General features: G+C 64.6%; 22 protein-coding genes, 1 tRNA gene and 1 pseudogene. 17 read left to right on the plus strand and 7 right to left on the minus strand.

Features of this window, described 5'->3' with window-relative positions:
• Positions 1-3: 3 nt before the first annotated feature.
• The 4 genes from H4W80_RS36025 to H4W80_RS36040 all read left to right on the plus strand — a co-directional run bounded on the left by H4W80_RS36025 (position 4) and on the right by H4W80_RS36040 (position 5,072).
• Positions 4-984, plus strand: coding sequence for a GlxA family transcriptional regulator (locus H4W80_RS36025; RefSeq protein ID WP_318787222.1), 981 nt, complete (start codon positions 4-6; stop codon positions 982-984).
• 120 nt (positions 985-1,104) lie between these two features.
• Positions 1,105-2,493, plus strand: a complete 1,389-nt coding sequence (locus tag H4W80_RS36030; protein ID WP_192789145.1) for a DJ-1/PfpI family protein — start codon at positions 1,105-1,107, stop codon at positions 2,491-2,493.
• A gap of 160 nt (positions 2,494-2,653) precedes the next feature.
• Positions 2,654-3,598: an ADP-ribosylglycohydrolase family protein gene (locus H4W80_RS36035; RefSeq protein ID WP_192789146.1), complete on the plus strand. Its 945-nt coding sequence runs from the start codon at positions 2,654-2,656 to the stop codon at positions 3,596-3,598.
• A gap of 313 nt (positions 3,599-3,911) precedes the next feature.
• Positions 3,912-5,072: an aminoglycoside phosphotransferase family protein gene (locus H4W80_RS36040; protein WP_225963849.1), complete on the plus strand. Its 1,161-nt coding sequence runs from the start codon at positions 3,912-3,914 to the stop codon at positions 5,070-5,072.
• Positions 5,073-5,869: 797 nt separating this feature from the next.
• On the opposite strand, the gene H4W80_RS36045 is transcribed toward H4W80_RS36040, so the two are convergent.
• From H4W80_RS36045 to H4W80_RS36060, 4 genes are all read right to left on the minus strand, one after another.
• On the minus strand, positions 5,870-6,247 hold the full coding sequence (locus tag H4W80_RS36045; protein ID WP_192789147.1) for a RusA family crossover junction endodeoxyribonuclease: 378 nt from the start codon (positions 6,245-6,247) through the stop codon (positions 5,870-5,872).
• A 267-nt stretch (positions 6,248-6,514) separates the two neighbouring features.
• Entirely contained in the window at positions 6,515-6,922 is a 408-nt protein-coding gene (locus H4W80_RS36050; protein ID WP_192789148.1) for a hypothetical protein, read from the minus strand.
• 2 nt (positions 6,923-6,924) lie between these two features.
• Positions 6,925-8,076 (minus strand): scabin-related ADP-ribosyltransferase, encoded by a 1,152-nt coding sequence (locus tag H4W80_RS36055; RefSeq protein ID WP_192789149.1) that lies wholly within the window; start codon positions 8,074-8,076, stop codon positions 6,925-6,927.
• A gap of 4 nt (positions 8,077-8,080) precedes the next feature.
• Positions 8,081-8,320, minus strand: coding sequence for a hypothetical protein (locus H4W80_RS36060; RefSeq protein ID WP_192789150.1), 240 nt, complete (start codon positions 8,318-8,320; stop codon positions 8,081-8,083).
• 430 nt (positions 8,321-8,750) lie between these two features.
• On the opposite strand from H4W80_RS36060, the gene H4W80_RS64715 reads away from it, so the two are divergent.
• The 12 genes and pseudogenes from H4W80_RS64715 to H4W80_RS36110 all read left to right on the plus strand — a co-directional run bounded on the left by H4W80_RS64715 (position 8,751) and on the right by H4W80_RS36110 (position 22,516).
• Positions 8,751-9,089, plus strand: a complete 339-nt coding sequence (locus H4W80_RS64715; RefSeq protein WP_420540609.1) for a helix-turn-helix domain-containing protein — start codon at positions 8,751-8,753, stop codon at positions 9,087-9,089.
• Positions 8,998-9,195 carry a helix-turn-helix domain-containing protein gene (locus H4W80_RS64720; protein WP_378526856.1) on the plus strand — a complete coding sequence of 66 codons (198 nt, stop codon included), beginning with the start codon at positions 8,998-9,000 and terminating at the stop codon, positions 9,193-9,195. Before H4W80_RS64715 ends, H4W80_RS64720 begins: the two co-directional genes overlap by 92 nt.
• Complete coding sequence (locus H4W80_RS36070; RefSeq protein WP_225963850.1) at positions 9,120-9,548, plus strand: transposase; 429 nt, start codon at positions 9,120-9,122, stop codon at positions 9,546-9,548. Before H4W80_RS64720 ends, H4W80_RS36070 begins: the two co-directional genes overlap by 76 nt.
• Positions 9,545-9,730 (plus strand): hypothetical protein, encoded by a 186-nt coding sequence (locus tag H4W80_RS61485; protein ID WP_225963851.1) that lies wholly within the window; start codon positions 9,545-9,547, stop codon positions 9,728-9,730. Before H4W80_RS36070 ends, H4W80_RS61485 begins: the two co-directional genes overlap by 4 nt.
• 373 nt (positions 9,731-10,103) lie before the next feature.
• On the plus strand, positions 10,104-13,634 hold the full coding sequence (locus H4W80_RS36075) for a type I restriction endonuclease subunit R (RefSeq protein ID WP_192789151.1): 3,531 nt from the start codon (positions 10,104-10,106) through the stop codon (positions 13,632-13,634).
• Complete coding sequence (locus H4W80_RS36080) at positions 13,631-15,019, plus strand: restriction endonuclease subunit S (protein ID WP_192789152.1); 1,389 nt, start codon at positions 13,631-13,633, stop codon at positions 15,017-15,019. The genes H4W80_RS36075 and H4W80_RS36080 overlap by 4 nt, the downstream gene beginning before the upstream one ends.
• The gene (locus tag H4W80_RS36085; RefSeq protein ID WP_192789153.1) at positions 15,016-16,521 is read left to right on the plus strand and encodes a class I SAM-dependent DNA methyltransferase; all 1,506 of its coding nucleotides are present in this window, start codon (positions 15,016-15,018) and stop codon (positions 16,519-16,521) included. The genes H4W80_RS36080 and H4W80_RS36085 overlap by 4 nt, the downstream gene beginning before the upstream one ends.
• A gap of 23 nt (positions 16,522-16,544) precedes the next feature.
• The gene (locus tag H4W80_RS36090) at positions 16,545-17,633 is read left to right on the plus strand and encodes an endonuclease NucS domain-containing protein (RefSeq protein WP_192789154.1); all 1,089 of its coding nucleotides are present in this window, start codon (positions 16,545-16,547) and stop codon (positions 17,631-17,633) included.
• 257 nt (positions 17,634-17,890) lie between these two features.
• Positions 17,891-19,600, plus strand: a complete 1,710-nt coding sequence (locus H4W80_RS36095) for a hypothetical protein (RefSeq protein ID WP_225963852.1) — start codon at positions 17,891-17,893, stop codon at positions 19,598-19,600.
• Between the two features lie 525 nt (positions 19,601-20,125).
• Positions 20,126-21,493 (plus strand): annotated as a pseudogene (locus tag H4W80_RS64725) (IS481 family transposase); the annotation flags it as partial.
• Positions 21,494-21,984: 491 nt separating this feature from the next.
• On the plus strand, positions 21,985-22,164 hold the full coding sequence (locus H4W80_RS36105; protein WP_192789157.1) for a site-specific integrase: 180 nt from the start codon (positions 21,985-21,987) through the stop codon (positions 22,162-22,164).
• A 13-nt stretch (positions 22,165-22,177) separates the two neighbouring features.
• Positions 22,178-22,516: a tyrosine-type recombinase/integrase gene (locus tag H4W80_RS36110; protein ID WP_318787223.1), complete on the plus strand. Its 339-nt coding sequence runs from the start codon at positions 22,178-22,180 to the stop codon at positions 22,514-22,516.
• A 71-nt stretch (positions 22,517-22,587) separates the two neighbouring features.
• Here the strand turns inward: H4W80_RS36110 and H4W80_RS36115 are convergent.
• From H4W80_RS36115 to H4W80_RS61495, 3 genes are all read right to left on the minus strand, one after another.
• Positions 22,588-22,660: transfer RNA gene (locus H4W80_RS36115), tRNA-Ala, on the minus strand.
• Between the two features lie 15 nt (positions 22,661-22,675).
• On the minus strand, positions 22,676-23,404 hold the full coding sequence (locus tag H4W80_RS36120; protein WP_192789158.1) for an HAD-IA family hydrolase: 729 nt from the start codon (positions 23,402-23,404) through the stop codon (positions 22,676-22,678).
• A gap of 15 nt (positions 23,405-23,419) precedes the next feature.
• Positions 23,420-23,539, minus strand: coding sequence for a DLW-39 family protein (locus H4W80_RS61495; RefSeq protein WP_020542320.1), 120 nt, complete (start codon positions 23,537-23,539; stop codon positions 23,420-23,422).
• A 368-nt stretch (positions 23,540-23,907) separates the two neighbouring features.
• Here H4W80_RS61495 and H4W80_RS36125 point away from each other — a divergent pair, with 368 nt between their 5' ends.
• Positions 23,908-25,242 (plus strand): MFS transporter, encoded by a 1,335-nt coding sequence (locus H4W80_RS36125; protein WP_192789159.1) that lies wholly within the window; start codon positions 23,908-23,910, stop codon positions 25,240-25,242.
• Positions 25,243-25,244 lie beyond the last annotated feature (2 nt).

A 25,244-nucleotide genomic window follows, 5' to 3' on the forward strand; every position in this document is an offset into this window, starting at 1 on the left:
CGTGTGAGTGACGTGACGAGCGGGCGTACGGGACGGGTGGTCGTGCTGGTGCTGCCCGAGGTGAACCTGTTGGATCTCGGCGGCCCGGTCCAGGTCTTCTGTGCGGCAGCCCACTTGGGCGGCTGCTACCGGCTGGAGTACGTCGCCGAGACCGGTGGGGTGCGCTCGGCGCAGGGGCTGGAGCTCGCTGGGCTCCAGGCGCTCGCGGCGACGCAGGCGGGACCGGGTGATCTGGTGCTGGTACCGGGGCCACGACTGACCGGATCCGACCGACTGGTGTCGAGCGCCGCAGTGCGATGGCTGCGGGATGCCTATGACGCGGGGGCGCGGGTGGCATCGGTGTGCAGCGGCGCCGCGGCCCTGGGAGAGGCGGGGCTGCTGGATGGCCGGGCGTGCACGACGCACTGGTCGCTGACCGGAGCGATGCGCGAGCGGTATCCGGCAGCCCGGGTCCGCGAGGCGGCCCTGTACGTCCACGACGGGCGCATCAGTACCAGCGCCGGCATCTCCTCCGGGATCGACCTTGCACTGTCCCTCGTCGAACGCGACCACGGCCCGGAACTGGCCGCCGCCGTCGCCCGTGAGCTGGTGCTCTATCTACGGCGGGACGGCGATGCTGCCCAGATCAGCCCATTCCTGCGCTACCGCGACCATGTGCAGCCCGCCGTGCACCGGGTGCAGGACCACCTGGCTCAGAACCTGGATGCCCCGCACTCCCTCGACGAGCTCGCCGCCGTTGCCCATCTGTCGCCGCGTGGTCTGACGCGGGCCTTCACCACGGCCACCGGGATCACTCCGCTGGCCTACCAGCGCCGGCTGCGCCTGGAACGGGCCCGTGCGCTGCTGACGGACACCGACCTGACGGTGGAGACGGTCGCTGCCCGTTGCGGCTTCCGTGACGCACGGCAGTTGCGCCGCCTGGTCACCGAGAGCTTCGGCATTCCGCCGTCCCGACTCCGCACGCAGTTGCGCCCCGCCGGCTGAAACGCCCGCCGGGAACGGCTCCTGACGCCTTCCCTCGGCCACTTCCCTTTCTTGTTCTCCCCATGGGGGCGGTTGCGTGTGCCGCACCGCCATCGATCGACCGTTTTATGGAGGTATGTCGTGTCAAGATTGAAGAGGGGGCGGGGGGTGGTCCGCCGTACGGGCTGGGTGCTCATGGGCACGGCGCTGTCGGTGGCGTCGTTCGCCGGGATCGCCTTCGCGGGGGTGAGCACGTCGATGGCGGACAGTTTCGCCCCCGCACCGACCGCATCGGACGCGCGTGCGTGGCCGACCGCGCGGGCCGTGCCGACCGGCCGGATCACGGTGGCCGTGGTGGTCAGCAACGAGGGGGCTGTGGCCACCGACGTGATGGCGCCGTACCGGGTGTTCGCCGAGTCGGAGAAGTTCTTCGTCTACACCGTGGCAGCCGAGCGCCGCGTCTCCCCGCTGTCCGGCGGAGCCCATCTCCTGCCCGACCACACGTTGGCCGAGGTGGGCAGGGGAGTGATCCCTGAGCCCGATGTGGTGGTCGTGCCCGCGGTGACCGAACCGGCCGACGCCAAGGAGGCGCGACTGCGGGACTGGATCGTGGAGCGGCACCGCAAGGGCGCGCGTGTTCTGGGAGTATGCGCGGGCTCGGAGCTGCTGGCGGCCTCCGGCCTGCTGGACGGCCGGGACGCGACCTCCTTCTGGTCCAACATCGGCTCCCTGAAGCGCAATTACCCCCGGGTGCACTGGAAGGGCGGCCAGCGGTATGTGGAGGACGGCCGGGTCACCACCACCGCCGGCGTCACCTCCGGTACGGTCGGAGCCCTACGGGTCGTGGAGGAACTGGCAGGCAACGGCGAAGCCGCCCGAATCGGGAAGGGCCTGTCGTATCCGGGCTGGACTCTGGACGGGCCGACCACGATCCCGGCCAACCACCTCACACTCGGCGACCTGCCGTACGCGCTGAACGCCGCGTTCCCCTGGCTGCGCTCCACGGTGGGGATCGGCCTGGTCGACGGCGTCGATGAGATCGACGCCGCAGCCGCCTTCGAAGCGTACGGCGGGGTGTCCTTCAGCGCACGTACGGTGGTCCTCGGCAGCCGTGGCACAGTCACCACTCGTCACGGCCTCGTCCTGATCGCCCAGCCGACAGGTTCCAGCTCCCACGGAGTGGACCGCTTCGTGGTGCCGGGCGTCGCGGATGTGTCGGCCGTCGACACGTCGCTGCGCACCTGGGTGCACCGCAACAAGCTGGCCGTCGAACTGCCCGGCGGGGGACGGCATGCCGGTGAGTTCGGCTTTGATCCGGTCCTGCGTGACCTCGCCCGCCACAGCGACCGCTCCACGGCCCTGGTCACGGCGAAGTTCTCGGAGTACCCCTCCGCCCACCTGACGCTCACCGGGGCGGCCTGGCCCTGGCGGTCGACCCTGCTGGCCGTCGCGGCGGCCGCGGTCAGCGTCGGTGCGGGGTTCCTTCCGACGGCGATCCGGCGGGCTGTGCGGCGCCTGCGGGCGGCATGACAGCGCGTCGCACCCCGCGGGGTGCTCTCCCAGCCCACAGCCCCTTACCGGCCCGAACCCGACACCATTGATCACAACTCCGGACAGGCCCTAGTTAGTTCGGTTACCCCGCCGCGAAGCATCAGACGGTCGGCGCTGCAAGGCTAAGTAGCCTGCTGGTGTGAATCTTGTGCAGCGTGCCGTTGGCGCGGTCGTCGGCTCGGCTGTGGGTGACGCGCTGGGTGCTCCCTTCGAGTTCGGCCCGGCGGGCGCCTTCTCCTCCCGCTTTCCGGTACCGGGTGCCGGTGGCGAGATGAGCGGAGGCGGCGGCTGGGACGCCGGCGAGGCCACCGACGATACGCAGATGGCCGTCCATGTAGCCGAGTCGTTGCTGGAACGTGGCGGTTTGGACCCGCCGGATATCTTCGCCCGCTTCCAGCGATGGGCGGCCGATCAGCCGAAAGACATCGGACTGCAGACCGAAGACGTACTGACCCGCGGTCTGCCTTGGGATCAGGCCGCCGCCGCCCACTACCGGAGCAGCCACCGAGCCGCGGGTAACGGCGCGCTAATGCGCGCCACTGCGTCGGCGGTGTACTTCGCCCGCGAGGGACGGCAGGCCACCATGGACGCCGCTCGGCACATCGCCGCCCTCACCCACGGTGACTCGGCGGCATGGGAAGGCACCGCGATCTTTCACGACCTGATACGTGTCGCCCTGGACGGCGCGGACCCCTTGGACCAGCTCTCCCAGACTCTCACCGCTGTTCACCCCGACCATCGTCAACGCTACGCCACCGTCCTCGCCCGCAGCTGGTATCCCGGCCAGGCCACCGAATTCAACGGCGCCGTCTGGCCCTGTCTCGGCTCAGCCGTATGGGCACTGCGCACCACCCGCAGCTATGAGGGCGCCATCCGCGCCGCGATCGACCTGGGCGGCGACACCGACACCGTCGCCGCGGTCACCGGCGGACTGGCCGGAGCCGTGTACGGACCGGAAGCGATTCCAACCAATTGGACCGAGGCCTTACACGTTCCGCTACCCGGAAGCGGCGGCCGAACCCTGCGTCTGCCCCAGCTGATCGACCTCGCTCGTGATCTCGTAGAGCGTCCGACTCCAGACTGACGCCGGATCCCGGCTGACAGAGCGCAATGACCGTGCGCTTCTCAGGTGCAGCAATCACCCTGCTGCCCAGCTGCTACCGGGGGCGCCAGTCGATCGTTCGTGGTGCCCTCCGGAGTACGTGATGACGATCATCATGCGGTCTCGCGAGGCTGAGAGCCGGAGCGCTTCCTCGAAACACTGGTGTGCCTCGCCGTGCGAGCTGCGTGAGAGCCCATCAAGAAGACGATCGAGGCTTCTCGGAATCCCCGAACTCCAACGGACGAGGCAGGCGTGCGGAGAGTCCACGTCCACGCCATCCGCAAGACTCGCGCCCTTGCTCGTCGCCCTCGACGTCCACCCGCGGGTGGCCATGCAGATCCTTCGCCACTCACAGATCGCGGCGACCACGAACATCTACAGCGAAGTCTCCTCAGAGGAGACACGCAAGGCGCTTAAACGCTTGGGCGGCACCTCGGTTTCTAGCCTTGGTGGCCAGCCAGTCCGGCCGGGGGAAATCCGGTCGACAGGCAAGCCACAGTGCACTGTGATGGTCCAGCCCCCGCCGCACGGAGCGGACCGATCGCAGGAGGTGCTCTTGGCAACCGTGAGAACCGCGGACACCCGCCCCACGATCAATGCCTCACTGGTCAGGAGGCTGGTCGATACGCAGTTCCCACAGTGGGCCGCGTTGCCCCTGGAGTTGCTCGATCCGGCCGGGTCGGACCATGTGATCTACCGGCTGGGCGAACAGCTGTCCGTCCGGCTGCCCCGCCACGACGGCGCCATCGGACAGGCCGAGAAGGAACTTGAGTGGCTGCCCCGGCTCGCCCCGCGACTGCCCCTGGCCATCCCGGTACCGGTGGGAGTGGGTGAGCCCGACTTCGGCTATCCGTGGCGGTGGGCGGTGTCCCGCTGGTTGGAGGGCGAGGTGGCGACCGTCGAGGCGCTGGCCGACTCGTCCGCGGCCGCCGTCCAACTGGCGGAGTTCCTGGCCGCCCTGCAGCAGTTCAAGTCCGAGGACGTTCAAACGATGAAGGCCCGCGAGGACCTCGCTGACCAGCCGTTGGCGGGCCGGGACCGCGCGACGCGGGCCGCCATCGCAAAGGTCGGCGACGTGTTCGACACCACTGCCATGACCGAACTGTGGAACGCGGTCCTGAGCGCCCCCGGATGGGATCGTCCTCCGGTCTGGTTCCACGGCGACTTCCACACCGGCAATCTGCTGACCGTCGGTGGCCGTCTCAGCGCGGTCATCGACTTCGGCGGGCTCGGCATCGGCGATCCGGCCTGTGATCTGATCATCGCCTACACGCTGATGTCGGCCGACAGCCGGGCCGCCTTCCGCGCCGCGCTCGATGTGGACGACGCCACCTGGACCCGGGGTCGCGGCTGGGCCCTTGCCACCGGTCTGAACGCCTACACCACCTATGCCGCCGTCAACCCGAGGGTCGCCGCGCAGACCACCCGTCAGATCACCGAGGCCCTCATCGGCTAGATCAGACTTCGGTGGAAGGCGGAGCCCTAGCATGTACTCTGCAGCCGTACAAGATCGAAAAGGCCGCTTCCCGATCACGGGGAGTGGCCTTTGACCTGGGGTGGAGCCTAGGAGATTCGAACTCCTGACTTCCTGCTTGCAAACGGGAGCCAGTCACCACGCCGAGCGGTCTTTCTCCTGGTCAAATGGCAGATGCCGACTGGTGGTGGGTGCTCGTGTAAGACATCGTTGCTGTACTCCGCTGCTGTACAGCACTTCAATCGTTACGCAGGAGGCGGCACGTACTGGCTGCCCTGTCCGCCGACTGTGTAGATGGCAGGAGTGCCATCAGCTGGCGAATCCTTGGCGTCGTAGGTGCTCGATCGCATCGGGCTGAGTTCGCGTCCACTGCGTACAGACCGCCCAATGTACCGGGGTTCCGTCCTTCTCTTCGAGCAGCACGTCATGGTTACCAACTCCCCCGCATGCTCCCGCTTCCCCGTGCGCGCTGCACCGGCCAACGGCCCCGTCCGTGTCGTTGGGGAATCGGTTCGGGTCGTGGTCCCGAAAGATCTTGACGATGGTGGACTCCATCTATCTACGGTCCGCCGGGTGATGCTGTCCGTCAACGGGCTGAGTGATCACGACCGTCCCGCCTTCAGACGGGCCGATCATCCCGCTCGGCTGATCGAGACCGTGGTTAGGAACGCGTGAATGGCAGCCGGGGTACGTCCGTGTGCGGGGACGTTGCTGTCAACGCTGCGGTCACCTCGTCGCCCCGTAAGCTGTGCACGAAGCCAAGCACCTTTCTGGGCCGGTTAGTCCGGCTCGATAACCCACACATCGATCGTTGCCCCTGGGAACTCGCCCGCCTCTGGAAGGCGCTTGACAGCCTCGATGCGGTCGACTCTGTCATCGGCGGGCTGTGGTGTCCCACGCCATGCCCGTGCGCCGAAGATGCCCTCCATCGCATCGAGCGTGGGCTTGATGAGGTTATCCAGATCCCAGACCTCGTTCGCATTGCGGGCCGCGGCAAGCCGGAACTCCAAACGAACGGCGAAACGCGCGGCTTGAGGCTCCACTCCGCTCGCAGCGATGGCCAATCGAACAGCATCTTTCCAAGGCTTTTCGTGGGCGGTGGCGAAGGTAGCAGGCCGACCGGTCACCTGAATCGTCACCACATGGCGATCCGTCATGCGCTCTAGGATCGCACGCCGCCTGCGCGGGCGGAGATGACTCGAACCACCTGCTAATCCGTAGCCAGTTCGAGATCGTCCACGGAGATCTACCGCTGTCGGAAGTGCCTGCTAAGCGCCTTCTCCGCCTTGATCATCTTCCAGGGCCGTACGCCGGTGTCCGGAGGCGTTGTTAGCGTCGTCGTTAGCAAGATCCGCTGCTGGTGGCTTCCCCGTGGTGGTGGCATGACACCGACCAAGAGCCGATGACCTGTCCGAAGAGACTCGTCAGTCGTCGAAGCTGGCGATCCATTCATTGATGAACTTCGACGCCTCCTCGGCGGTGACGACATCTCTCCTGGGGGCGGCCCCGAGGCTATCGGCGAGCAGTTCTGGCGATACGGGTTCCCCAGTGACGACCAGGTAGCACGATAGGCCCTCACTCATTTGACGTGACATCGAGGAGACGAACGCGTCGCGGCGGTACCTGTTGCAGAGCAGCAGCAGGTTCTGCTGTTCCAGCTCTGTTCTCAGCTGTCGCAGGGCGTCTTCGAAGTCGATCGACGAGTGAACTCTGATCGGCGAAGCGCTGGCGCGAGTCAGTCGGAGCTCGTACGTCTCGCCATCGGTCTGCGTTGTCACCTGGCAGGGCAGAAGGGATTCGTCCGCCAAGTTGACCAATTCGAGGTCGTGCATGCTCACCTCGGCACGTAGTGGGGGTTCGGAATCCAGACGTCGTCAGCGCTTCCGTACTTGCCTGGTTTCCAGGCTCCTCTGATCTGCGATGGATCGATCCGCTTGAACACGACCTCCTGCTCGCCTCTGAGGTGCTTGAAGCCGGGGCCGTACTTTACTTCCATGCCGTTTCCGCGGTCATCGATCTCAAAGATGTATCCCTTGTGTCCGACAGCGAACCCCCTGGCAACGTTCTTGCTCTTCGAGGCGGCGATCAGGCCGTTCTCGCCGGAGAGGTGCTGTTCGATGCTCATGTCCGGGTCGCGAGCGGTCATACCGTTCTCGAAGATTCCCTCCAGTGTCCGACCGTCCCCCCGGAACAGCGGTGGCACCTCCTTCCCCTTAAGTTCGAAGCGCTCCCCGAAGCGTGACAGCGTGGCCGTCGGCTTGGGCTTGATCACGCTCTTGGCCGCCTTGCCCAGGGCCCCGATGGCCTTGGCGGTGCCTGAGGCAGCGCCGCTGGAGCCGGCCGTTGTGACGGCTGCCACGATGTCCGGGAGGAGACGGCCGAATGCCCGCTCGGGGTTGGAAGCCCAGGTATCCCAGTCCAGCGCCGACTTGGCGAACTCGGCCGGGTTCTGAATGCCGTAGAGCAGGCTTTGGCCCAGGTCGTTGACGCTGCGTTGCCAGCCCATGAAGTCGACGACCGCCCGGGCGGGAGAGTAGTCGACCACCATCTTGCCCAAGCCGGTCACGCTCTCCACCGCGCCCTTGACCGTTTCCGTCATCGGGTTGCCGGAGGTCAGGTTCGGGTCGAAGGCGTCCTGGATCTGCTGGCCGATGCGGTCCCAGAAGCCGCCTGTCGTGGGCAGGACCGCTCCCGGAGCGAACATCGAGTCGTCGACCGAGATCGGCGGCTTGCCAGCGCCGAACAGCTCCGGCTTGTCCAGCTCCATGCGTTCCAGAAGCAGCAACCGCTTATTGATCTCCGGGCCCTGGGTTCCAGCCCACGCCGCTACCTGACGCACCGTGTCGGCCGAGGCGGTCGACAGCCAGGCTCCGCGCAGTAAGTTCCATAACTCCTCGCCGATGGAGTCCAGCGACGATTCAGCCTGGCGCAGTGCGTCCTTCAGGCTGCGGACTCCCTCGGGGACCATGCCCTCCAACTGGCCCATGGGCCTAGCCGGGAGTGTCGGCCGGCGTACGGGCCAACAACGCCCGCAGTTCGTCTACCACACCGGCGCACGCCCCGATCAAAGCTTGGCGCTGAGAGGTCAGCTCGCCAGCGAAGCGCTGAGCGGCCCGGCCGGTCCAGACGTTCAGCGCCATGAGCTGAATCGCGCGGTCGAGACCGGGGCTGGCTTGATCGGTGAGTTGCTCGGCTCGGCGTAAGGCCTGTTCCACTTGCTCCCGGGTCATACGCAACTCCTTCGGATGCACGATCAAGCTCCGGACCGGGGGTGTAAGGCTATTGGACAGCGCTTCACTTAACGCAGCAACCGAATCGCCGGGATTGGTCTGAAGTGCCAGATATGCGAAGCCCTGCTTTACGAGAGTGGTAGGAACTTAGCCTGATCGAATGGCCTGAGCTGGTCACTTAATCTTCGCAGCGCGTAATCCGCACAGGATCACCCCGTGCGCATCCCCAATCCGATCGTGAGAGCAACCCTGTCATCCGATGGCAACACAGGTTGAATGTGTAGTGTCTTCAAGTCGTGACGGATAGCGCTCGGTGCGATACCACCGTGGTGTGCGGTACGGGTAGAGGGGCGGGTACACGCCCGCAGAGCAGGAGCGGCGCGGGCGTCTACGGCTGCAGGCGGCCGAGTGGTTCGAGGCCGGAGAATCGATCAAGACGGTCGCCACACGGTTACGGGTCCACGAGCGGTCGGTAACCCGCTGGCGCAAGTCCTGGCACGAGGGCGGGACGCAAGCACTGCTGTCCAAGGGGCCGGTGTCGAAGGAGAAGCTGTCGGCCCAGCAGTGGGAGCGGCTGGAGACCGGGCTGCGGCGCGGCCCCCCGGCCTGGGGGATACGACGAGAACCAGTGCTGGACCCTGGCACGGGTCAAGACGCTGATCGGCCGGCTGTTCCACATCGGCTACACCATCGAGGGAGTGGGCAAGCTGCTGCATCGCCACGGCTGGTCGGTCCAGGTCCCGGCGCGGCGGGCCTTGGAGCAGGATAAGGAGGCCATCGCCGCCTGGAAGGAGCAGGTGTGGCCGGTGGTGAAAGCACCGCGGCGGGCCTGGGCGCCTACGTGTGTTTCGAGGACGAGGCCGGACAAGGGCTGAGGCCGCCGAAGGGACGCACCTGGGCGCCGGTCGGGGACAGGCCGGTGGTGACGGTACGCGGCAAGGGCTCCGGCCGGGTCAACATGGCCGGTGTTGTGGCCTACCGGGACGGTGAGCGGCCGCACCTGTTCTACCGGCTGCATGTCTACTGCGGCCGCAAGGGCGAGCCCAAGTCGTTCTCTTGGATGGACTACTGGGACCTGATCGTGGCCGTCCACCAGCACCTGGACGCGCCACTGGTCTGGTGCTGGGACAACCTGAATGTGCACCTGGTCGGCCAGCTTGTCGAGTTCGCCGCTCAGCCCGCCGATGGGCTGCGCATCGTCCAGTTACGGCTTACGCGCCCGAGTTGAACCCGGTCGAGGGCGTCTGGGCTCTACTTCGCAGGGCCCTGGCCAACTTCGCCGTCGCCGACCTGCCTGGACTCGTCCGGATCGTCAAACGCAAGCTGAAGAAGATCCAGTACCGGCCTCATCTGCTCACCGGCTGCCTGGCCCAGACGGGGCTCTTCATCGACACCCCGGCAAACCTATGACCGACTCTACGAATTCAACCTGTGAAGCGAACCATGGCCGCAGGTCCTTCAAGCCGAGGACTGGAAGCCGCGCGGCGGCTTGTTCGATGTTGTCGGAGTCACGTTCGCCTCATCTGTGCCGCCTTGTCGTCATCGTCATAACTTCAGTACCAATGGGTGGTTGTGTTTATATTTTGGCCTGGCCGAAATGGTCCATCTAGAGTACTTAATCAAGATGCCTTGCATTTGGTACGCAGTGCATACACAACACTTCGTTGTGTAATGTTGGTACACGTCAAGACCTATTGCGCTTCATTGGTAGATCTAGAGGGAAACATGGGATAGTCTGCAGGGCTCTGTTGATCAGAATTCAGGCGTACAGGTAGGGCGCAGGATGAGCACGTACATCGAGGAACTGGCGCAGCGGTCGCCGAACTTCGGGTTCTTGCTGCCGCATGAGCCGATGCTTGTTCTGGACGGCGTGTCTGCGGAGTCGCATGTCTACACCGACCCTGACGCCGCGATGTATAAGGCTCGGCGCTTCACGGAGATTCTCGCTAAGTTACTGGTCCGGCTCACCAACACTACGGTTCAGCATGACGACCAGAAGGGGCGCATCTACGCGCTGAGCAGGGTAGGGGTTCTGGTTCCGCAGATCCGTCAGGCTTTCGACCAGGTACGAAGCTCCGGAAACCGGGCCGTTCATACCCACTACGGGGACGTCCGCGCCGCGCTTAATTGCGTCAAGGTCTGCTTCGAACTGGGAGTTTGGTTCCATCGGGCGCTGAGTCCTAACGACGGGCGCACGTTCGCATTCGTCCCCCCGGCCGATCCAGACACGGCCCAGGCGGCGAGCGCGGCCGAGCAGGCCCAGCTCGACCAACTCCGCGCCGAACTGGCCGCACATCGCGAGCGGCTCGCGGAAGCACTGGTCACACGGGATGAGAAGGCCACCCTGTTGGAGGCCGAAGCACGGGCGCGTGCCGAGGCTCAGCGCGCTCTAGAGCAGGCAACCGCGGACCGTGACCGGCTGCAGGCTCTCGTCGAGCAGTTGGACACGCGCCTGGCCGAGATGGAGTCGGCGTTCACCGGGAGCCTCAAGAAGATCAAGAAGCCGTCTGCGGTCGAGCGGGACAACCTCATCGCAAGGGCGGTCCATGCTGCCCGGCTGCCTCGAACCGAGAAGGAAGTACGCGAGGAAGTCGATCAAATGCTCGCCACATCCGGCTGGCTGGTGCAAGACGCGGACAAGGTGAACCTGTACGTTGGCCAGGGCGTGGCCCTGCGCGAGGCTCACACCGCCAGTGGCCCGGCGGACTACCTGCTCTATGTCGACCGAAAGCTGGTCGGCGTGGTGGAGGCTAAGCGAGAAGGTACAGCGCTGCGCACGGTCGAGAAGCAGTCGGCCCGCTATGCCGAAGGGCTGACCGCGACCCAGCAAATGCAGGCATGGCGTATGCCGCTGCCGTTCCGTTACGAGACCACCGCAACCGAGACCCACTTCACCAACACCCTCGACCCCAACCCGCGTTCTCGCGAGGTCTTCTCCTTCCATCGGCCCGAGGCACTGGCCCGATGGATGCGTGCAGCCGAGGACGACGAAGCGGCGCCTACCCTCCGTGCCAAGCTTCACTGCGGCCTGCCAGAACTGGCCGAAAAGGGACTGCGCCCAGCACAAGTGCGCGCCGTACGGGGCCTGGAGGCGTCGCTACGGCGGAGTGAGCCACGATCACTCATCCAGATGGCGACCGGGGCGGGTAAGACCTACACCGCGGTTACCGCTTCCTACCGGCTGCTCCAGCACGCTGGAGCGTTCCGAATCCTGTTCCTGGTAGACCGGAACACCCTGGGCAAACAGGCACACAGCGAGTTCACCAACTACGTCACACCCGACGACGGCCGCAAGTTCAGTGACCTGTTCAACGTACAGCGGCTGGCCGGCGCAGACATGCTCGATTCGTCCAAGATCGTGATCTCCACGGTCCAGCGGCTATATGCCATGCTCAGGGGCAAGGACGTTCCGCCCGCCGACACCGAGGACGAAGCACTCGACTCCTACGACATCGACGAGGTGGTAGGAGTTGAGTACAACCCGAAAGTTCCGCCGGAGGCCTTCGACCTCATCATCGTGGACGAGTGCCACCGCTCCATCTACGGCCAGTGGCGCGCGGTCCTGGAGTATTTCGACGCTTTTATCGTCGGCCTGACCGCGACCCCGGTCGCACAGACCTTCGGGTTCTTCCACCAGAACTTGGTTAGCGAGTACACCTACACCGAGGCGGTGGCCGACCGCGTCAACGTCGACTTCAACGTCTACCGAATCCGTACTGAGATCGGGGAGAACGGCGCGGTAATCCCGGAGGGGATCGTGGTGCCCAAACTCGACCGCAAGACCCGGGCACAACGATACGAAGAACTGGATGATGACTACCCCTACACCGGGCGCCAGCTCGGCCGGAAGGTCGTGAGCAGGGGCCAGCTCAAGCTTGTCCTGGAGACTTTCCGTGACAGGCTGTTTACCGAGATCTTCCCACGCCAGCTCGGCCAGCCCGAGCGGACGTACGTGCCCAAGACGCTTGTCTTCGCTGTGGACGAGAACCACGCCGAGGAGATCGTCGGAATGGTCCGCCAGATCTTCGACCAGGGTAACGAGTTCTGTCAGAAGATCACGTATACGGCGAAGAATCCCGACAAGCTCATTACGGACTTCCGTAATAGCCCGGAGTTACGGATCGCCGTCACCGTCAACATGATCGCCACAGGAACCGACATCAAGCCTTTGGAATGCGTCTTCTTTCTCAACGAGGTGAAGAGCTGGGCGATGTTCGAGCAGATGAAGGGGCGCGGTGCCCGCAGCATCGACCCGAATGAGTTACATGCAGTCACCCCAGACGTCGCCTCCAAGGACCGGTTTGTGCTGGTCGATGCGGTCGGCGTCACCGATTCCGAGCGCGTGGACGCGTCCCCGCTGGAGAAGCACACCGAGAAGCAGATCAGCCTGGAGCGGCTGCTGAAGAAGGCCGGCACTGTCAGCCTGTCCCTGGAGGAGACCTCCACCCTCGCCTCACGCCTCGCCCGCCTCAACCAGCAGATCACTCCCGAGGAGCGCGCTGAGCTGGAACGCCTCGCCGGGCAGCCGATGACTGAGGTGGTGCGGAGCCTGTCCCGCTGCAACGACCCCAACGTGCTGGACGAGGGCCGGCAGACCGGCAGGGGATGGGAACGCCGCCTGGTCGAGCAGGCTGTCGAACCTCTGGCCGACCCTGAGTTCCGGCAGAGGCTGCTAGACATCCGCCGCGCTCACGACATCGTGTACGACGAAGTCAACCAGGACAACTTGATCGAAGCACGAGGTGTGGATCGAGGCGAGACCGCCGAGCGCATCATCACCTCCTGGGCGGACTACGTCCGGCAGCATCGGGACGAGCTGACCGCCCTTGAGCTGGCCTACCGCAGCGGGTCGAGCGGACGCGAGGTCTATCGACAGCTCAAAGAACTCTCCTCACAGCTGGCCCGCCCGCCGTACCAGTGGACCCCCGACCGACTCTGGGAGGCGTATGAGCAGGTCGGCAAGGCCGCCGCTAGCCCGGGAGTACAGCACGGCGTGGCCGACCTTATCCAGCTCATCCGCTTCGAACTCGGCCTCATCGATGGGCAGCCCCGGTCGCACCGCCGCGTCATTGAGGAGCGATTTGCCAACTGGCGCGCCCGTCAAGAGCAGGCAGGAGTGCGCTTCACCGCTGATCAAATCTGGTGGCTGGAGCGAATCCGCGATGTGGTCGCCACCAGTGCAGCATTCGACCACAACGATTTGGACCAAGTGCCTTTCACAGAACGCGGCGGCACCGACGGTTTTCTCCACGCCTTCGGTGACGACGGTGCTGAAGCTATCCTCACCGACCTGAATCGAGACCTCACCGCATGACCGACCTACCGCCTGGCTGGGTACGAACGACGATCGGCGATGTATGTTCCGTGGTATCAGGCGCAACGCCGAAGACCACGGAGCCAAACTATTGGGATGGAAACATTCCCTGGATCACTCCTGATGATCTGTCGCGGAATCCAGCTAAAATTACCTATCACGGGCGTCGATTCCTTACTCAAGACGGGTTTGATTCCTGTTCGACGCAAATGATTCCGGCAAACGCTGTCTTGTTTAGCTCTCGAGCGCCCATTGGCTACATAACGATTTCCGGGAATGCGGTATGTACAAACCAGGGATTCAAAACTGCTGTCCCCCCAACCGGAATTGACTCGAATTATCTTTACTGGTATCTACAGTTCAAGGTGCCCGAAATTCGATCGCGAGCCAGTGGTACAACATTTAAGGAGATTTCGGCTAAGGGGTTCGCGGACACGGAAATGCTAGTTCCACCTCTTGCTGAGCAGTGGCGCATCGTCAACGCCCTCGAAGACCATCTCTCCCGTCTTGATGTGGGCCTTAGTGGGCTGGAATCCAATGTACAAAGGGTGGCGAACTGGAGATCGTCGCTCCTGGCAGCTGCCGTATCGGGAAAACTTATCGAGCCGAAATCTCCATGGAAGGTCGCATCGATCGGCGATCTGGCGAAGGTAGGGACCGGTGCGACGCCCCTTAGGTCGCGTAAAGATTACTACGATGGTGGGGATATTCCGTGGGTTACCAGTGGTCTGCTAAATGAACCATTTATAGATCAAGCTGATCAGTTCATCACGTCGGCTGCGCTGAAGGAAACTAATGTCAAGTTGTGGCCGGCCGGAGCATTGCTGGTTGCGATGTATGGAGAGGGGAAGACGCGGGGCAAGTGTGCAGAGCTCCGGATTCCGGCTACAACTAATCAGGCGTGTGCCGCTATCGTTTTTCGTGAGGAGAGTGAATGGCGACGGCCTTGGGTCAAGCTTTTCCTTCAAGCTACCTATGAAAAGAATCGGAAGCTCGCATCCGGTGGGGTCCAGCCAAATCTCAATCTTGGCCTTGTCCGTAGAATTCAAATTCCGCTTCCATCTCGCTCGGAGCAGGATGAGATTCTTGCAGAGATGGATCGTCAATTGACAATCGGAGATTCGCTGGCGGCAGTGCTGGTTCGATCTCGTCGCAGAGTCGACGTACTGAGGGCGGCTCTCCTTAGAGAGGCATTCACGGGGCGCTTGGTACCCCAGAATCCTGAAGATGAGCCAGCGTCTGTGCTGTTGGAACGGATCAAGGCGGAGCGCACGGCCATGCAGACTCCCAAACGTCGCGGTAGCCGTACCGGACCGGAAGCAGCCAGGACTAAGAGCAATAGCCGTATGAAATCCGAGAACACGCCGAGACAGGAGACGCTGTGAACGCGGCGCACACGCGGCGACTGGTCGCGAAGTTGTGGAACTACTGCGACGTCCTTCGTGATGACGGTGTCTCCACGATCGACTACGTTGAGCAGCTCACCTACCTGCTGTTCCTGAAGATGGCGCATGAGCGGGCCAACCGGAGGCTCAACCCGGATACTGCGCTCGCCGGTGTGGCGGCAAGGTGGCAGACGCTGTTCGACGCCGAGGCCCAGGACCTGGAAAAGGTCTACAGAGAGACGCTGGAGCACCTTGCCAAGCAACCAGGCACCCTCGGGGTGATCTTCCGCAAGGCGCAGAACCGGATCCAGGACCCAGCGAAACTGAAGCGGCTCATCGTGGACCTGATCGGCAAGGAGAACTGGTCCAGTCAGGGGGCCGACGTCAAGGGCGACGCCTATGAGGAGCTGCTCGCCAAGGGCGCCGAGGACGTCAAGACCGGCGCGGGCCAGTACTTCACTCCGCGTGCCCTGATCGCGGCGATGATCGACTGCGTCCAGCCGGGACCGGACGACACGGTCGCAGATCCGGCCTGCGGCACTGGCGGCTTCCTATTGGCCGCGCACGACTACATCGTCGAGCACCACGGCTTATCGCTCACGCCTGAGCAGCGCGAACGGCTCGCCTCTGGCGCGATCAGCGGGATCGAGTTGGTGGACGGCACGGCCAGACTTGCGGCGATGAACATGATCGTGCACGGGATCGGCAGGCCCAATGGAGCCTCCCTGATCGAGGTCCGCGACGCCTTAGCCGAGCCACCCGCCCGGCACCCAAGCGTGGTGCTGGCCAACCCGCCGTTCGGCAAAAAGTCCTCGATCACAGTGATCGGCGAGGATGGCCGGGCGGACAGGGAAGCGATCTCATACAACCGACAGGACTTCTGGACCACCACTACCAACAAGCAGCTCAACTTCGTCCAGCACATCGCCTCGATGCTCGCGATTCCCGGCCGAGCCGCGGTTGTCGTCCCCGACAACGTCTTGTTCGAAGGCGGAGCGGGCGAGACCGTACGCAAGCGCCTGCTCAAGCAGTTCGACGTACACACGCTACTGAGGCTGCCGACCGGCATCTTCTACGCCGGCGGGGTCAAGGCCAACGTGCTGTTCTTCGACAAGAAGGAAGCTCGGCCAGGCCAGTCCTGGACGGAGAAGCTGTGGGTCTATGACTTCCGTGTTGGCCAGCACTTCACACTCAAGCAGAGCCCGCTGCGCCGCGAGCATCTGGACGACTTCGTGAAGTGCTACCGGCCGGGCGAGCCGCGTTCAAATCGGATCGAGACAGAGCGATTCCGCCCGTTCAGCTATGAAGAGCTGATCGCTCGGGACAAGGTCAACCTCGACATCACCTGGTTGAAGGATCCGTCCCTGGAGGACGCCGATTCCTTGTTACCTCCTGAGGTAATCGCTCAGGAAGTTGTGGAAGACCTGGAGGCCGCACTCAGCGAGTTCGCCGCGATCGCTGAGGCTTTGCAGGTGGCGCGAGCGCGGTCCGCTGAGTCGTAAACCTGCCAGACCAAGGGGAGCGCATGACGCACGAAGTGGGGCTCTGGCGGATTGGCGCAACCGGCGAACCCGTTCGTGTCACCTCCAGTCCGATTCCGCTGGAATCCCAGTTGGAAACGCTGATCGCTCGGGATCCCGCGATCCTGGACGAACCGCTGATGATCATCGGACGGCAGGTCGTCACGGACTTCGGGGGGATCATCGACCTGCTCGGGATCGATGGTGACGGCGTGCTGCACGTCCTGGAGTTGAAGCGCGGTCGTACGCCCCGCGAAGTCGTGGCCCAGATCCTTGACTACGCTTCCTGGGCCAAGGACCTCAGTCACGATGACGTGCTGACCATCTACGCGGAGTCTCAGCAGGAGCCCCCCTTCGAAGTGGCGTTCTCGAACGTGTTCGGCGCCAGCCCACCGGACGAACTCAACGCCGGCCACCGGCTGACGATCGTGGCTCATGACGCCGACCCCGCCACGGAGCGCATCGTGAGTTATCTCAGTTCGTTCGCAGTTCCTGTCAACGTCGTGTTCTTCCGGTACTTCGAGGACGACGATCGCCGGTACCTGGCACGTACGTGGCTGATCGACGAGAGCAAGCCGTCGCGTGCGACCTCGGTCAAACAGCGCAGCGGCACCAAGGAGATGTGGAACGGCCAGGACTGGTATGTGGCTCTGGGTGAGGACAACGGGCACCGTAGCTGGGACGACGCCCGCAGGTATGGGTTCCTGTCCGCCGGGGGCGGCACCTGGTTCTCTCGGACGCTAATCAACCTGCCCATCGGAGCACGTGTCTTCGCCTGCATCCCCAAGACCGGCTACGTCGGCGTAGGCACAGTGATCGGCGAGGCGCGCCCGGCGAAGGAAGCAGTCCTGAAGATTGACGAGGAGGCTCAGCGCTTCCTGGACCTCGATCTGAAGGCGAGCTACCGACACGAGGGCGATGATCAGGACGAAACCCTGTCCGAATACATCGTACCCGTTAATTGGACCTACGATGTTCCTCGTGAGGAGGCCGTATGGACACGTGGAATGTTCGCTAATCAAAACAGCGCCTGCAAGCTGCGCAGCAAATTCACACTGGAGCGGCTGCTGGAGGCGTTTAACTTGGACGAGTAAACAGAAGAGTGACTGAGTCAGTGATTGGCGATACGTACTTGCTATCGGATCCCAGATCCTGTTGACCTCTCCGGAGCTTCTATCGACGCTCACTAGACGGCAGTTACAGTAGGTCGCGGGATCCCGGTTCACCTACTCGGAGTGCGACTACGCGTCCCGAGTTTCTATCTTCAGCGAGAACTAGCGCGGCTGGCCATAAAATACGCCCAGCCCGGCGATAGGCCCGAGGATCGGGTACGCATGTGGTGGGAGGATAAATGAGTGCTGGACGATATCGGTCGATATTCCACACGCGCCTTACTCCGGCAGACGCTATAGCCACTGCATCTCGTGAATGGCGCCAGTGGCTGGTGAAGAAAAGCGCGCATAAGAAGATCAATATCGAGGCATACGACGATGGCCAGGCCGTTCTAGGAGACGGCATAGTCCTCCTTCGCGACACAAGGACGGCTGGAGACGGCACACAGACCAGTAAGTGGCAGTTGCGTGAGCACAAGGACGGTGGTTACTGGCTCAGTTCCCTGATCGTGCACGCGCCGGGTAAGGTGGCGACTGCCGACGAACGCACCTGGTTCTGGCTCGATGTCGAGCATGTGCGCCCAGACCTGAGTCCGGAAGATACTCAGAGGCCTTCTCCTGCAGCGCTTCCTGGCCTTGCGCGCCAGTTGCTGGGGACGTTGGACGCTCGGGATCATTGGGCTTATCTGCGTCCGACACCTACGCTCGTTCGTCCTGATAGGCTGGACGATCTCTTAGAAGTTCTGACCGACGAACAACGGCGACTTCCCGCAATTGTCGCTTCTCCCCATGACCGTATCTCGTTCTCTGCCTGGAAATCATCAATTGATGGAGTGACCCGCTTCCTGCCGGGTCTAGCCAGCCTTTATCTTCTAGATCCGCTTACAGCGGAGGAGTTCAACCATGCTGTGGGTACCGCATACGAAGTTCGGGGAGGAGCGGTGCGGACTTATCTTCCCGACCTTGACCTCGCAGTGGAGGAGGACGCAGTTCGGCACCGATTCTTAACTGGTGCTCGAATCGAGGCTGATGCCAAGAGATCGGCGCAGTTGATCACTGCTTTGCCTCGGCAACTGGCGGCGGATGGGCGTTTGCCTGGCCCGCTAAACAAGCTGACGCGGACAACCGCGGTTTCGCCCCCGGCTAGTCCGAGACCTGTGTCGCCTCCGTCTGCGACATCATCTTCTGACTTCGCGCGCCTCATCGAAGAGAATGTGAAGCTGCTTGCAGAGAATGTCGAGTTGAATGACCTGCTCGATCTCGCCGGATACGAGGAGCAGAAGGTCCGCGAGGACGCGGCCAATCTCCAGGATGGACTCCTCGACACGGCGGCAGAGTTGGAAGTGGCAAATCAGAAGATCGCCGAACTAACAGACTTGGTTCGGACACTGCGGCGCAGGCTGACCTCTGCAGGGCGCGCAGCCGAGGCTTATCTCCCGGCCGAGGTTCCGACGGTGCTTCCGACACAGTTGCCGGAAGTGCTCGAACGGCTCGAAGAACTCGATCGTGTCGAGTTCACCGGCGAAATCGACTATGTGTGGAAATTGCAGGAGAAGGCGCAATCGTCGACGTGGGCGCAGACGGCCTGGCAGGTGCTGCTGGCTTTACAGGACTACGCTGAGGCAGTTTCTAAAGGCGAGTTCAACGGCGACTTTCGCCGCTGGTGCACAGAGCCTGTCCCCGGTGCTGCCGCTATCTCCGCGGGAAAGGTGAAGCCGGACGAATCGGATACTGTTCACACTAATGCCAGACTGAGCCGACTGCGACTGCTGCCCGTACCACCAGAGGTCGACCCATCCGGTCACGCCTACATGTGGTCCCACATCCGGATCGGTAGCGGGGCTGGGATGAGCGCCCCGAGGATGCATTACTTCGACGACGTCCGGAACACGGGCAAGATCTACATCGGCTACCTCGGTCCTCACTTGCCCGTAAAGTCGACCAACTGAAACCATCTGCTGATACACGTCCACGACCAGCCAAACAAGCCCAGTGTGCGTGGGTAGATTTGGAAGTTCGCAACACCAAGGAGACCAGAACTCGGCGGTGTGGAACCGTAGTTACTCGTTGGCAAGTGGATCCGGAGCGCAGGGCCGCCAGGCCCGAGCACCGGAAGCCGCGCGGCAGCCGATCGCCCCAGCCCGAGATGTGAGTACCCAAGTGAGCGATCGTCACGACCTGATTTTGGGATTCCTGGGAGGCTTCTGGGGCGCGGGGCGGTGCGTGCCCGGACCGGCCGAAGAGCCGCAGCCGGGCACGCTTGCCGGCATCGCGCCCGGCGGGCCGCGCAGCGGGCCGCCCTTGATGACGTACAGATAATTGGCTTTCTGATCTCGGGGCTGACCTGTGTCCTGTCCCGGGACATGCTTGACACGTCGATCCCAAGACATCGGTGACAGGTGCTGTTTTCGGCCAGTCTGGCGTGCGTCGTTGCGACGTCGCGCGTCGGGAGGCCGGGATTGGCCCTGGTGGATATGTCGGTTGTTGAGCAGCGGTATCGGGCTGTGCTGGCGGTGCTGGCCGGCGCTTCGGTGACCGAGGTCGCCCGAGAGGTCGGGGTGGCGCGGCAGACGTTGTCGGGCTGGGTGTCGCGCTATCGGGAGTCGGGTCTGGGTGGGCTGGTGGATCGCTCGCGGCGGCCGCATTCGTCTCCATCGCAGATGCGGGCGGAGGTGGAGGTGCTGGTGTGTGAGTTGCGGCGGCAGCATCCACGGTGGGGTCCGGTCCGGTTGGCGCATGAGGTCGGCCGTCGGGGTGTGGATCCACCGCCGTCGCGGATGGGGGTGTATCGGGCGCTGGTGCGTCATGGGCTGATCGAGCCGGGGGCGGGGCGGCGTAAGCGGGTCTTCCGTCGCTGGCAGCGTGAAGCGCCGATGGAGTTATGGCAGATGGACATCGTCGGCGGCGTGTTCTTAGCCGACGGGCGCGAGGTCAAGGTGGTGACCGGCGTTGACGACCACTCGCGGTATTGCGTGATTGCCAAGGCGGTGGTGCGGGCCACCGGCCGGGCGGTCTGCCTGGCCTTTGTCGAGGCGTTGCGGGCGTTCGGGGCGCCGGGTGAGGTGCTGACGGACAATGGCAAGCAGTTCACCGCGCGGTTCGGGCATGGCGGTGAGGTGCTGTTCGACCGGATCTGCCGGGACAACGGCATCGTGCACCGGCTCACCCAGCCGCGCTCACCCACCACCACGGGCAAGGTGGAGCGTTTTCACCAGAGCATGCGCCGCGAGCTGCTGGATGACGCCGGCCCGTTCGAGGACCTGGCCGCGTTCCAGGCCGCGCTGGACGCCTGGGTCGTGCATTACAACACCGCCAGACCGCACCAGAGTCTGGACATGGCCGTCCCTGCCGACCGGTTCACGCCGGTGAGTGAGGCCGAGCGGGAGCTTCTGCCGCTGCGCCTGCCGACCATCCTGAGCGCCCAATCGGATGCGATGCCTGCCGCAGACGATGCAGCTGCCGACGCCGCTGCTGCGGCGCCGAAGCGCCGGGAAAGCAGCAACGAGGACACGCAGGTGGCCAGGCGGCCGACGACACCGGCGGCGTCGTGGTCGGGTGGGCCGATCGAGTTCGACCGGGTGGTGCCGGCCAGTGGCAACCTGGGGGTGGCGGGCAAGCAGTTCTGGCTCGGTCCGGCCCGCGCTGGTCAGGTGATCACTTTCTGGGCGGATGTGAACGTGATTCATCTGCTGGTCGGCGGGGTGCGGCTAAAAAGCCTGCGCTTGCACCTGTCCACCAACGACCTGGCCCGTCTGTTCGCCGGCGGTGGCCGCCCGGCGGGGCCGTCGCCGCTGCCGCAGGCCGAGAACGACGCCGTGGTGGAAGTGGAGCGGACGGTCAACAAGTACGGCCTGGTCAGCCTGGCCGGTCGCTATCTGCTGGCTGCCGAGATTCTGGGCGGGCGCCGGGTCACCATCCGGATCGAGGAGAAGACGCTGATGTTCCTCGACCCCGACACCCGGCAGCTGCTGCGGGTCCGGCCAAACCCGCTGATCTGGGCCAAATGCCTGCAGTTGCGCGGTGCTCGTCCGGCTGGGCCGCCGCCGGTGCCGGAACGGTCGCCGGTCACGGTGCAGCGGCGCGCGAACTCCTTCGGCGTGATCATGGTTACCCGGCAGACCGTCTCCCTGGGCCGGCTGTATGTCGGCCGGGTCGTCACCGTGCACGTCAGTGACACCACGTTGACCATCGATCTGGACGAGGGGCCGCGCACGGTGCACCGCACCACCGACCTTCCGGTCCGCAACGTCAAAGCGCATCGGCCGTACAAGGTCGACCATGTTTCCTAGATCACCTGTCGCTCATGTCGTGGGACAGAAACGTCAGGCATCTCATGGGACTAGACATCTCGGGGCTGACCGGACTCCAGCGGCGGGACCTCGACCTCGACGCCAGAACGGTTCGTATCGAACGCCAGCTGATCCAGATCACCGGCAAGGGCCTCGTCTTCACCGAGCCGAAGTCACACGCGGGCAGGCGAACTGTCGTCATCCCGGACCTGTATCATCGATGAGCTTCGCGCCCACGTGAAGGACTTCACCCAGGACGGACCGGAAGGCTTGATCTTCGCTGGACCCGACAACGGGGCGCTCCGCAACACCAACTTCAACCGCCGCGTCTGGGTCAAGGCGCTCGACGACGCGGGCGTGTCGAAGATTCACTTCCACGATCTGCGGCACACCGGCAACACCCTGGCCGCCAGCACGGGCGCGTCCACCCGAGAGCTGATGACCCGCATGGGACACTCCAGCACCCGGGCCGCGCTCATCTACCAGCACTCCACCGACGAGCGCCAGCGCGAAGTGGCGCGCAAGCTTGACGCCCTCGCACGCGGCGCACTGGCCAAGAAGCCATCGGGCACGTAACGGGCACGGCCCCAAAACCAGCCCCCGCAAAGATCGAAAGCCCAGGCGGTTGACCTGGGCTTTCATATGAGTGGAGCCTAGGAGATTCGAACTCCTGACTTCCTGCTTGCAAAGCAGGCGCTCTGCCAACTGAGCTAAGGCCCCTTCGACGAAGATAGCTTACCGGGCGGACGAAGCTACCTGCGTCGTACCAAGGTCATCGCTCAGTACCAAACCAGGGAAGTCGGCGATCGAGTCAAGGATGTGGGTCGCGCCGCCCTTCAGCAGGCGCTCCCGGCTGTGGACCCCGGTCATCACCCCCGCCACGATCGACGCGCCCGCGCGCCGGCCACAGAGCATGTCGCTTTCCGAGTCGCCGATGACGGCCACCTGGCGGACGTCCTCCGCACCCAGGCGTAGCACCGCGTGCAGGACCATGTCCGGCCAGGGGCGGCCGCGGCCGCCGGCGTCTTCGGGGGAGATGGCCAGGTCGATCTTGTCGTGCCAGCCGAGGACGCTCAGGATGCGGCTCAGCGTGGTGCGGCTGAAGCCGGTGATCAGGGCGAGCTTGATGCCGGTGCCGCGGAGTTTGTCGAGGACCTCCAGGACTCCGGGCACGGGGACGAGACCCGCCCGCTCCAGAGTGCCCTCGTAGGAGCGCTCGAACGTCAGGTTCGCCGCTTGCGCCTGGGCCTCGTTTCCGGGGAAGATCCCACGGAAGACATCGATCTTGGGGCAGCCCCGGGACCGGTGCACGTGAACCATGGCACGCGCGTACGCTCCGGTCCCGGGCACTATGCCCTGGGTCGCGATCGCCTCGGCGAAGGCGCGCTCGACCATGGCGATGTCACCGACTGTGGTGCCTGCCAGGTCCAGGCACACCAGCTTGATGGGGACGACGTCACTCATCGCCTCGCCGGTCGGTTAGTTCTCGCTGCCGGTCGCCTCGGTCCAGAGATCGAGCTCTGCGCGGTCGGCCTGCACCTTACGCCAGATCAGCAACCCCCCGAGGGCGATCAGCGCCAGAACGAGCAGCTTCTTCACGGTGTGACCCCACTTCTTCGACGGCCTCACCTGCCGGGGTGAGACCCAACGGTTGACATGCAGCCTAGCAAGGGATGGCTGCGCTCCCTGTGTTGCGCACAGACCGGATGCGCGGAATGTGTGGAGAACGAGTGGTCAGCCCCAGGTGAGGCGCGTTAACCCCATCCCCCACGACATCTCGGATTCCTCTCCGTGTCCATCCCCCTCCATTCCGGGGGCCACCCGTCAGGCAACAGCTCGATCATGCCAAATATCGCGCCCGGTCGCGCATGACTTCGAACTGGACATACCCCTAGAGGGTATATTACGTTCCTCGGCGTTCCCGGAAGATACCCCCTGGGGGTAACAGGAAAGGAAGGGGTCACGTCATGGCTGACGAAAGACGCTGGTGGGCGCTCCTCGTGCTCGCAGCGGCACAGTTCATGGTGATCATGGATACCTCCATCATCGGCGTCGCGCTCCCCGACATGCAGCGCGACTTAGGCTTCTCCGACGGCGGGCTGCAGTGGGTGTTCAACGCCTACGTGGTCGCCTTCGGCGGGTTGTTGCTGCTCGGCGGGCGGCTGGCCGACCTGTTCGGGGCGCGCAGGGTGTTCGTCACGGGGTGGGCGGTCCTGATCGCCGGATCCGTGGTCGCCGCCGCTGCCACCACCGCCTGGGTCGAGGTGGCCGGGCGTGCCGTGCAGGGCATCGGCGGGGCGCTGATCGCGCCCGCCGCCATGGCGCTGCTCATGATGCTCTTCGGCCACAACGCCCGTGAGCTGGGCAAGGCCATGGCACTGTACGGCGCCGCCGCCCCGGCGGGTGGCACCGCGGGCGTGTTCCTCGGTGGTGTGATCACCGAGTATCTGAGCTGGCCGTGGGTCTTCATCATCTACGTCCCGATCGGCCTGGCCACCCTGGCGGCCACCAGGCTGCTGCCCGCCGTGCGCGGCAAGCGTGGATCGGTCGACCTCGTGGGCGCCGCGTCCGTCACCGCGGGCATCGCGCTCGTCGTGTACGCCATCGTCGCCGCGAACTGGCCGGCCGGACTCGGTGGCGCGGCGCTGCTCGCCCTGTTCCTGGTCGTGCAGCGTACGGTCAGAGAGCCGCTCATGCCCCTGGCCATCTGGCGCACGCCCGGCCTGGCGGCCTCCAACCTGGCCATGGCCCTGCTCGGCGCGGCCTGGATCCCCATGTGGTACTTCCTCAACCTCTACCTGCAGCAGGTCCTCGGGTACGGCGCGTTCGCCAGCGGCGCCGCGCTGCTGCCGATGACCGTGGCGATCATGATCTTCATGATCGGCATCACCGCCAGGCTGCTGGGCAGGTTCGGGGCCAAGCCGCTCATCGTGGTCGGGCTGGCGGTGCTGGCGGCCGGGGTGGCCGGGCTCGGGTTCACCGGCGAGTTCGCCACGAACGTGCTCCCCGCGAGCCTGATCGCCGCGGTCGGCATGTCCCTGGCGTACATCCCGGCGATGATGTCGGCCATGTCGGGCGCCCGCCCGGAGGAGGCGGGGCTCGCCTCCGGCATCGTCAACACGACCTACCAGGTCGGCTCGGCGCTGGGCCTGGCCGTCATGACCGCGCTGGCCACCTCCCAGGAGCAGCTCGGCTTCCAGGCCGCCTTCACGGGCGCCGCGGTGGTGGCCGTCCTGGGCGCGGCGCTCACGGCCGCTCTCATGCGCAGGCCGGCCGTACGCGAGAGCGAGCCTGTGGGCTGAAT

The organism is Nonomuraea angiospora, assembly GCF_014873145.1.
GTDB classification, from domain to species: domain Bacteria; phylum Actinomycetota; class Actinomycetes; order Streptosporangiales; family Streptosporangiaceae; genus Nonomuraea; species Nonomuraea angiospora.

What these genes read in the sequence shown, in the direction of transcription:
- H4W80_RS36050 (WP_192789148.1), bottom strand. Translation starts at nt 6,922, where the DNA reads ATGCACGACCTCGAATTGGTCAACTTGGCGGACGAATCCCTTCTGCCC.
- H4W80_RS36055 (WP_192789149.1), bottom strand. Translation starts at nt 8,076, where the DNA reads ATGGGCCAGTTGGAGGGCATGGTCCCCGAGGGAGTCCGCAGCCTGAAG.
- H4W80_RS36090 (WP_192789154.1), top strand. Translation starts at nt 16,545, where the DNA reads ATGACGCACGAAGTGGGGCTCTGGCGGATTGGCGCAACCGGCGAACCC.
- H4W80_RS36120 (WP_192789158.1), bottom strand. Translation starts at nt 23,404, where the DNA reads ATGAGTGACGTCGTCCCCATCAAGCTGGTGTGCCTGGACCTGGCAGGC.
- H4W80_RS36095 (WP_225963852.1), top strand. Translation starts at nt 17,891, where the DNA reads ATGAGTGCTGGACGATATCGGTCGATATTCCACACGCGCCTTACTCCG.
- H4W80_RS36045 (WP_192789147.1), bottom strand. Translation starts at nt 6,247, where the DNA reads ATGACGGATCGCCATGTGGTGACGATTCAGGTGACCGGTCGGCCTGCT.
- H4W80_RS36080 (WP_192789152.1), top strand. Translation starts at nt 13,631, where the DNA reads ATGACCGACCTACCGCCTGGCTGGGTACGAACGACGATCGGCGATGTA.
- H4W80_RS36105 (WP_192789157.1), top strand. Translation starts at nt 21,985, where the DNA reads ATGGGACTAGACATCTCGGGGCTGACCGGACTCCAGCGGCGGGACCTC.
- H4W80_RS36060 (WP_192789150.1), bottom strand. Translation starts at nt 8,320, where the DNA reads ATGACCCGGGAGCAAGTGGAACAGGCCTTACGCCGAGCCGAGCAACTC.
- H4W80_RS36125 (WP_192789159.1), top strand. Translation starts at nt 23,908, where the DNA reads ATGGCTGACGAAAGACGCTGGTGGGCGCTCCTCGTGCTCGCAGCGGCA.
- H4W80_RS36075 (WP_192789151.1), top strand. Translation starts at nt 10,104, where the DNA reads ATGAGCACGTACATCGAGGAACTGGCGCAGCGGTCGCCGAACTTCGGG.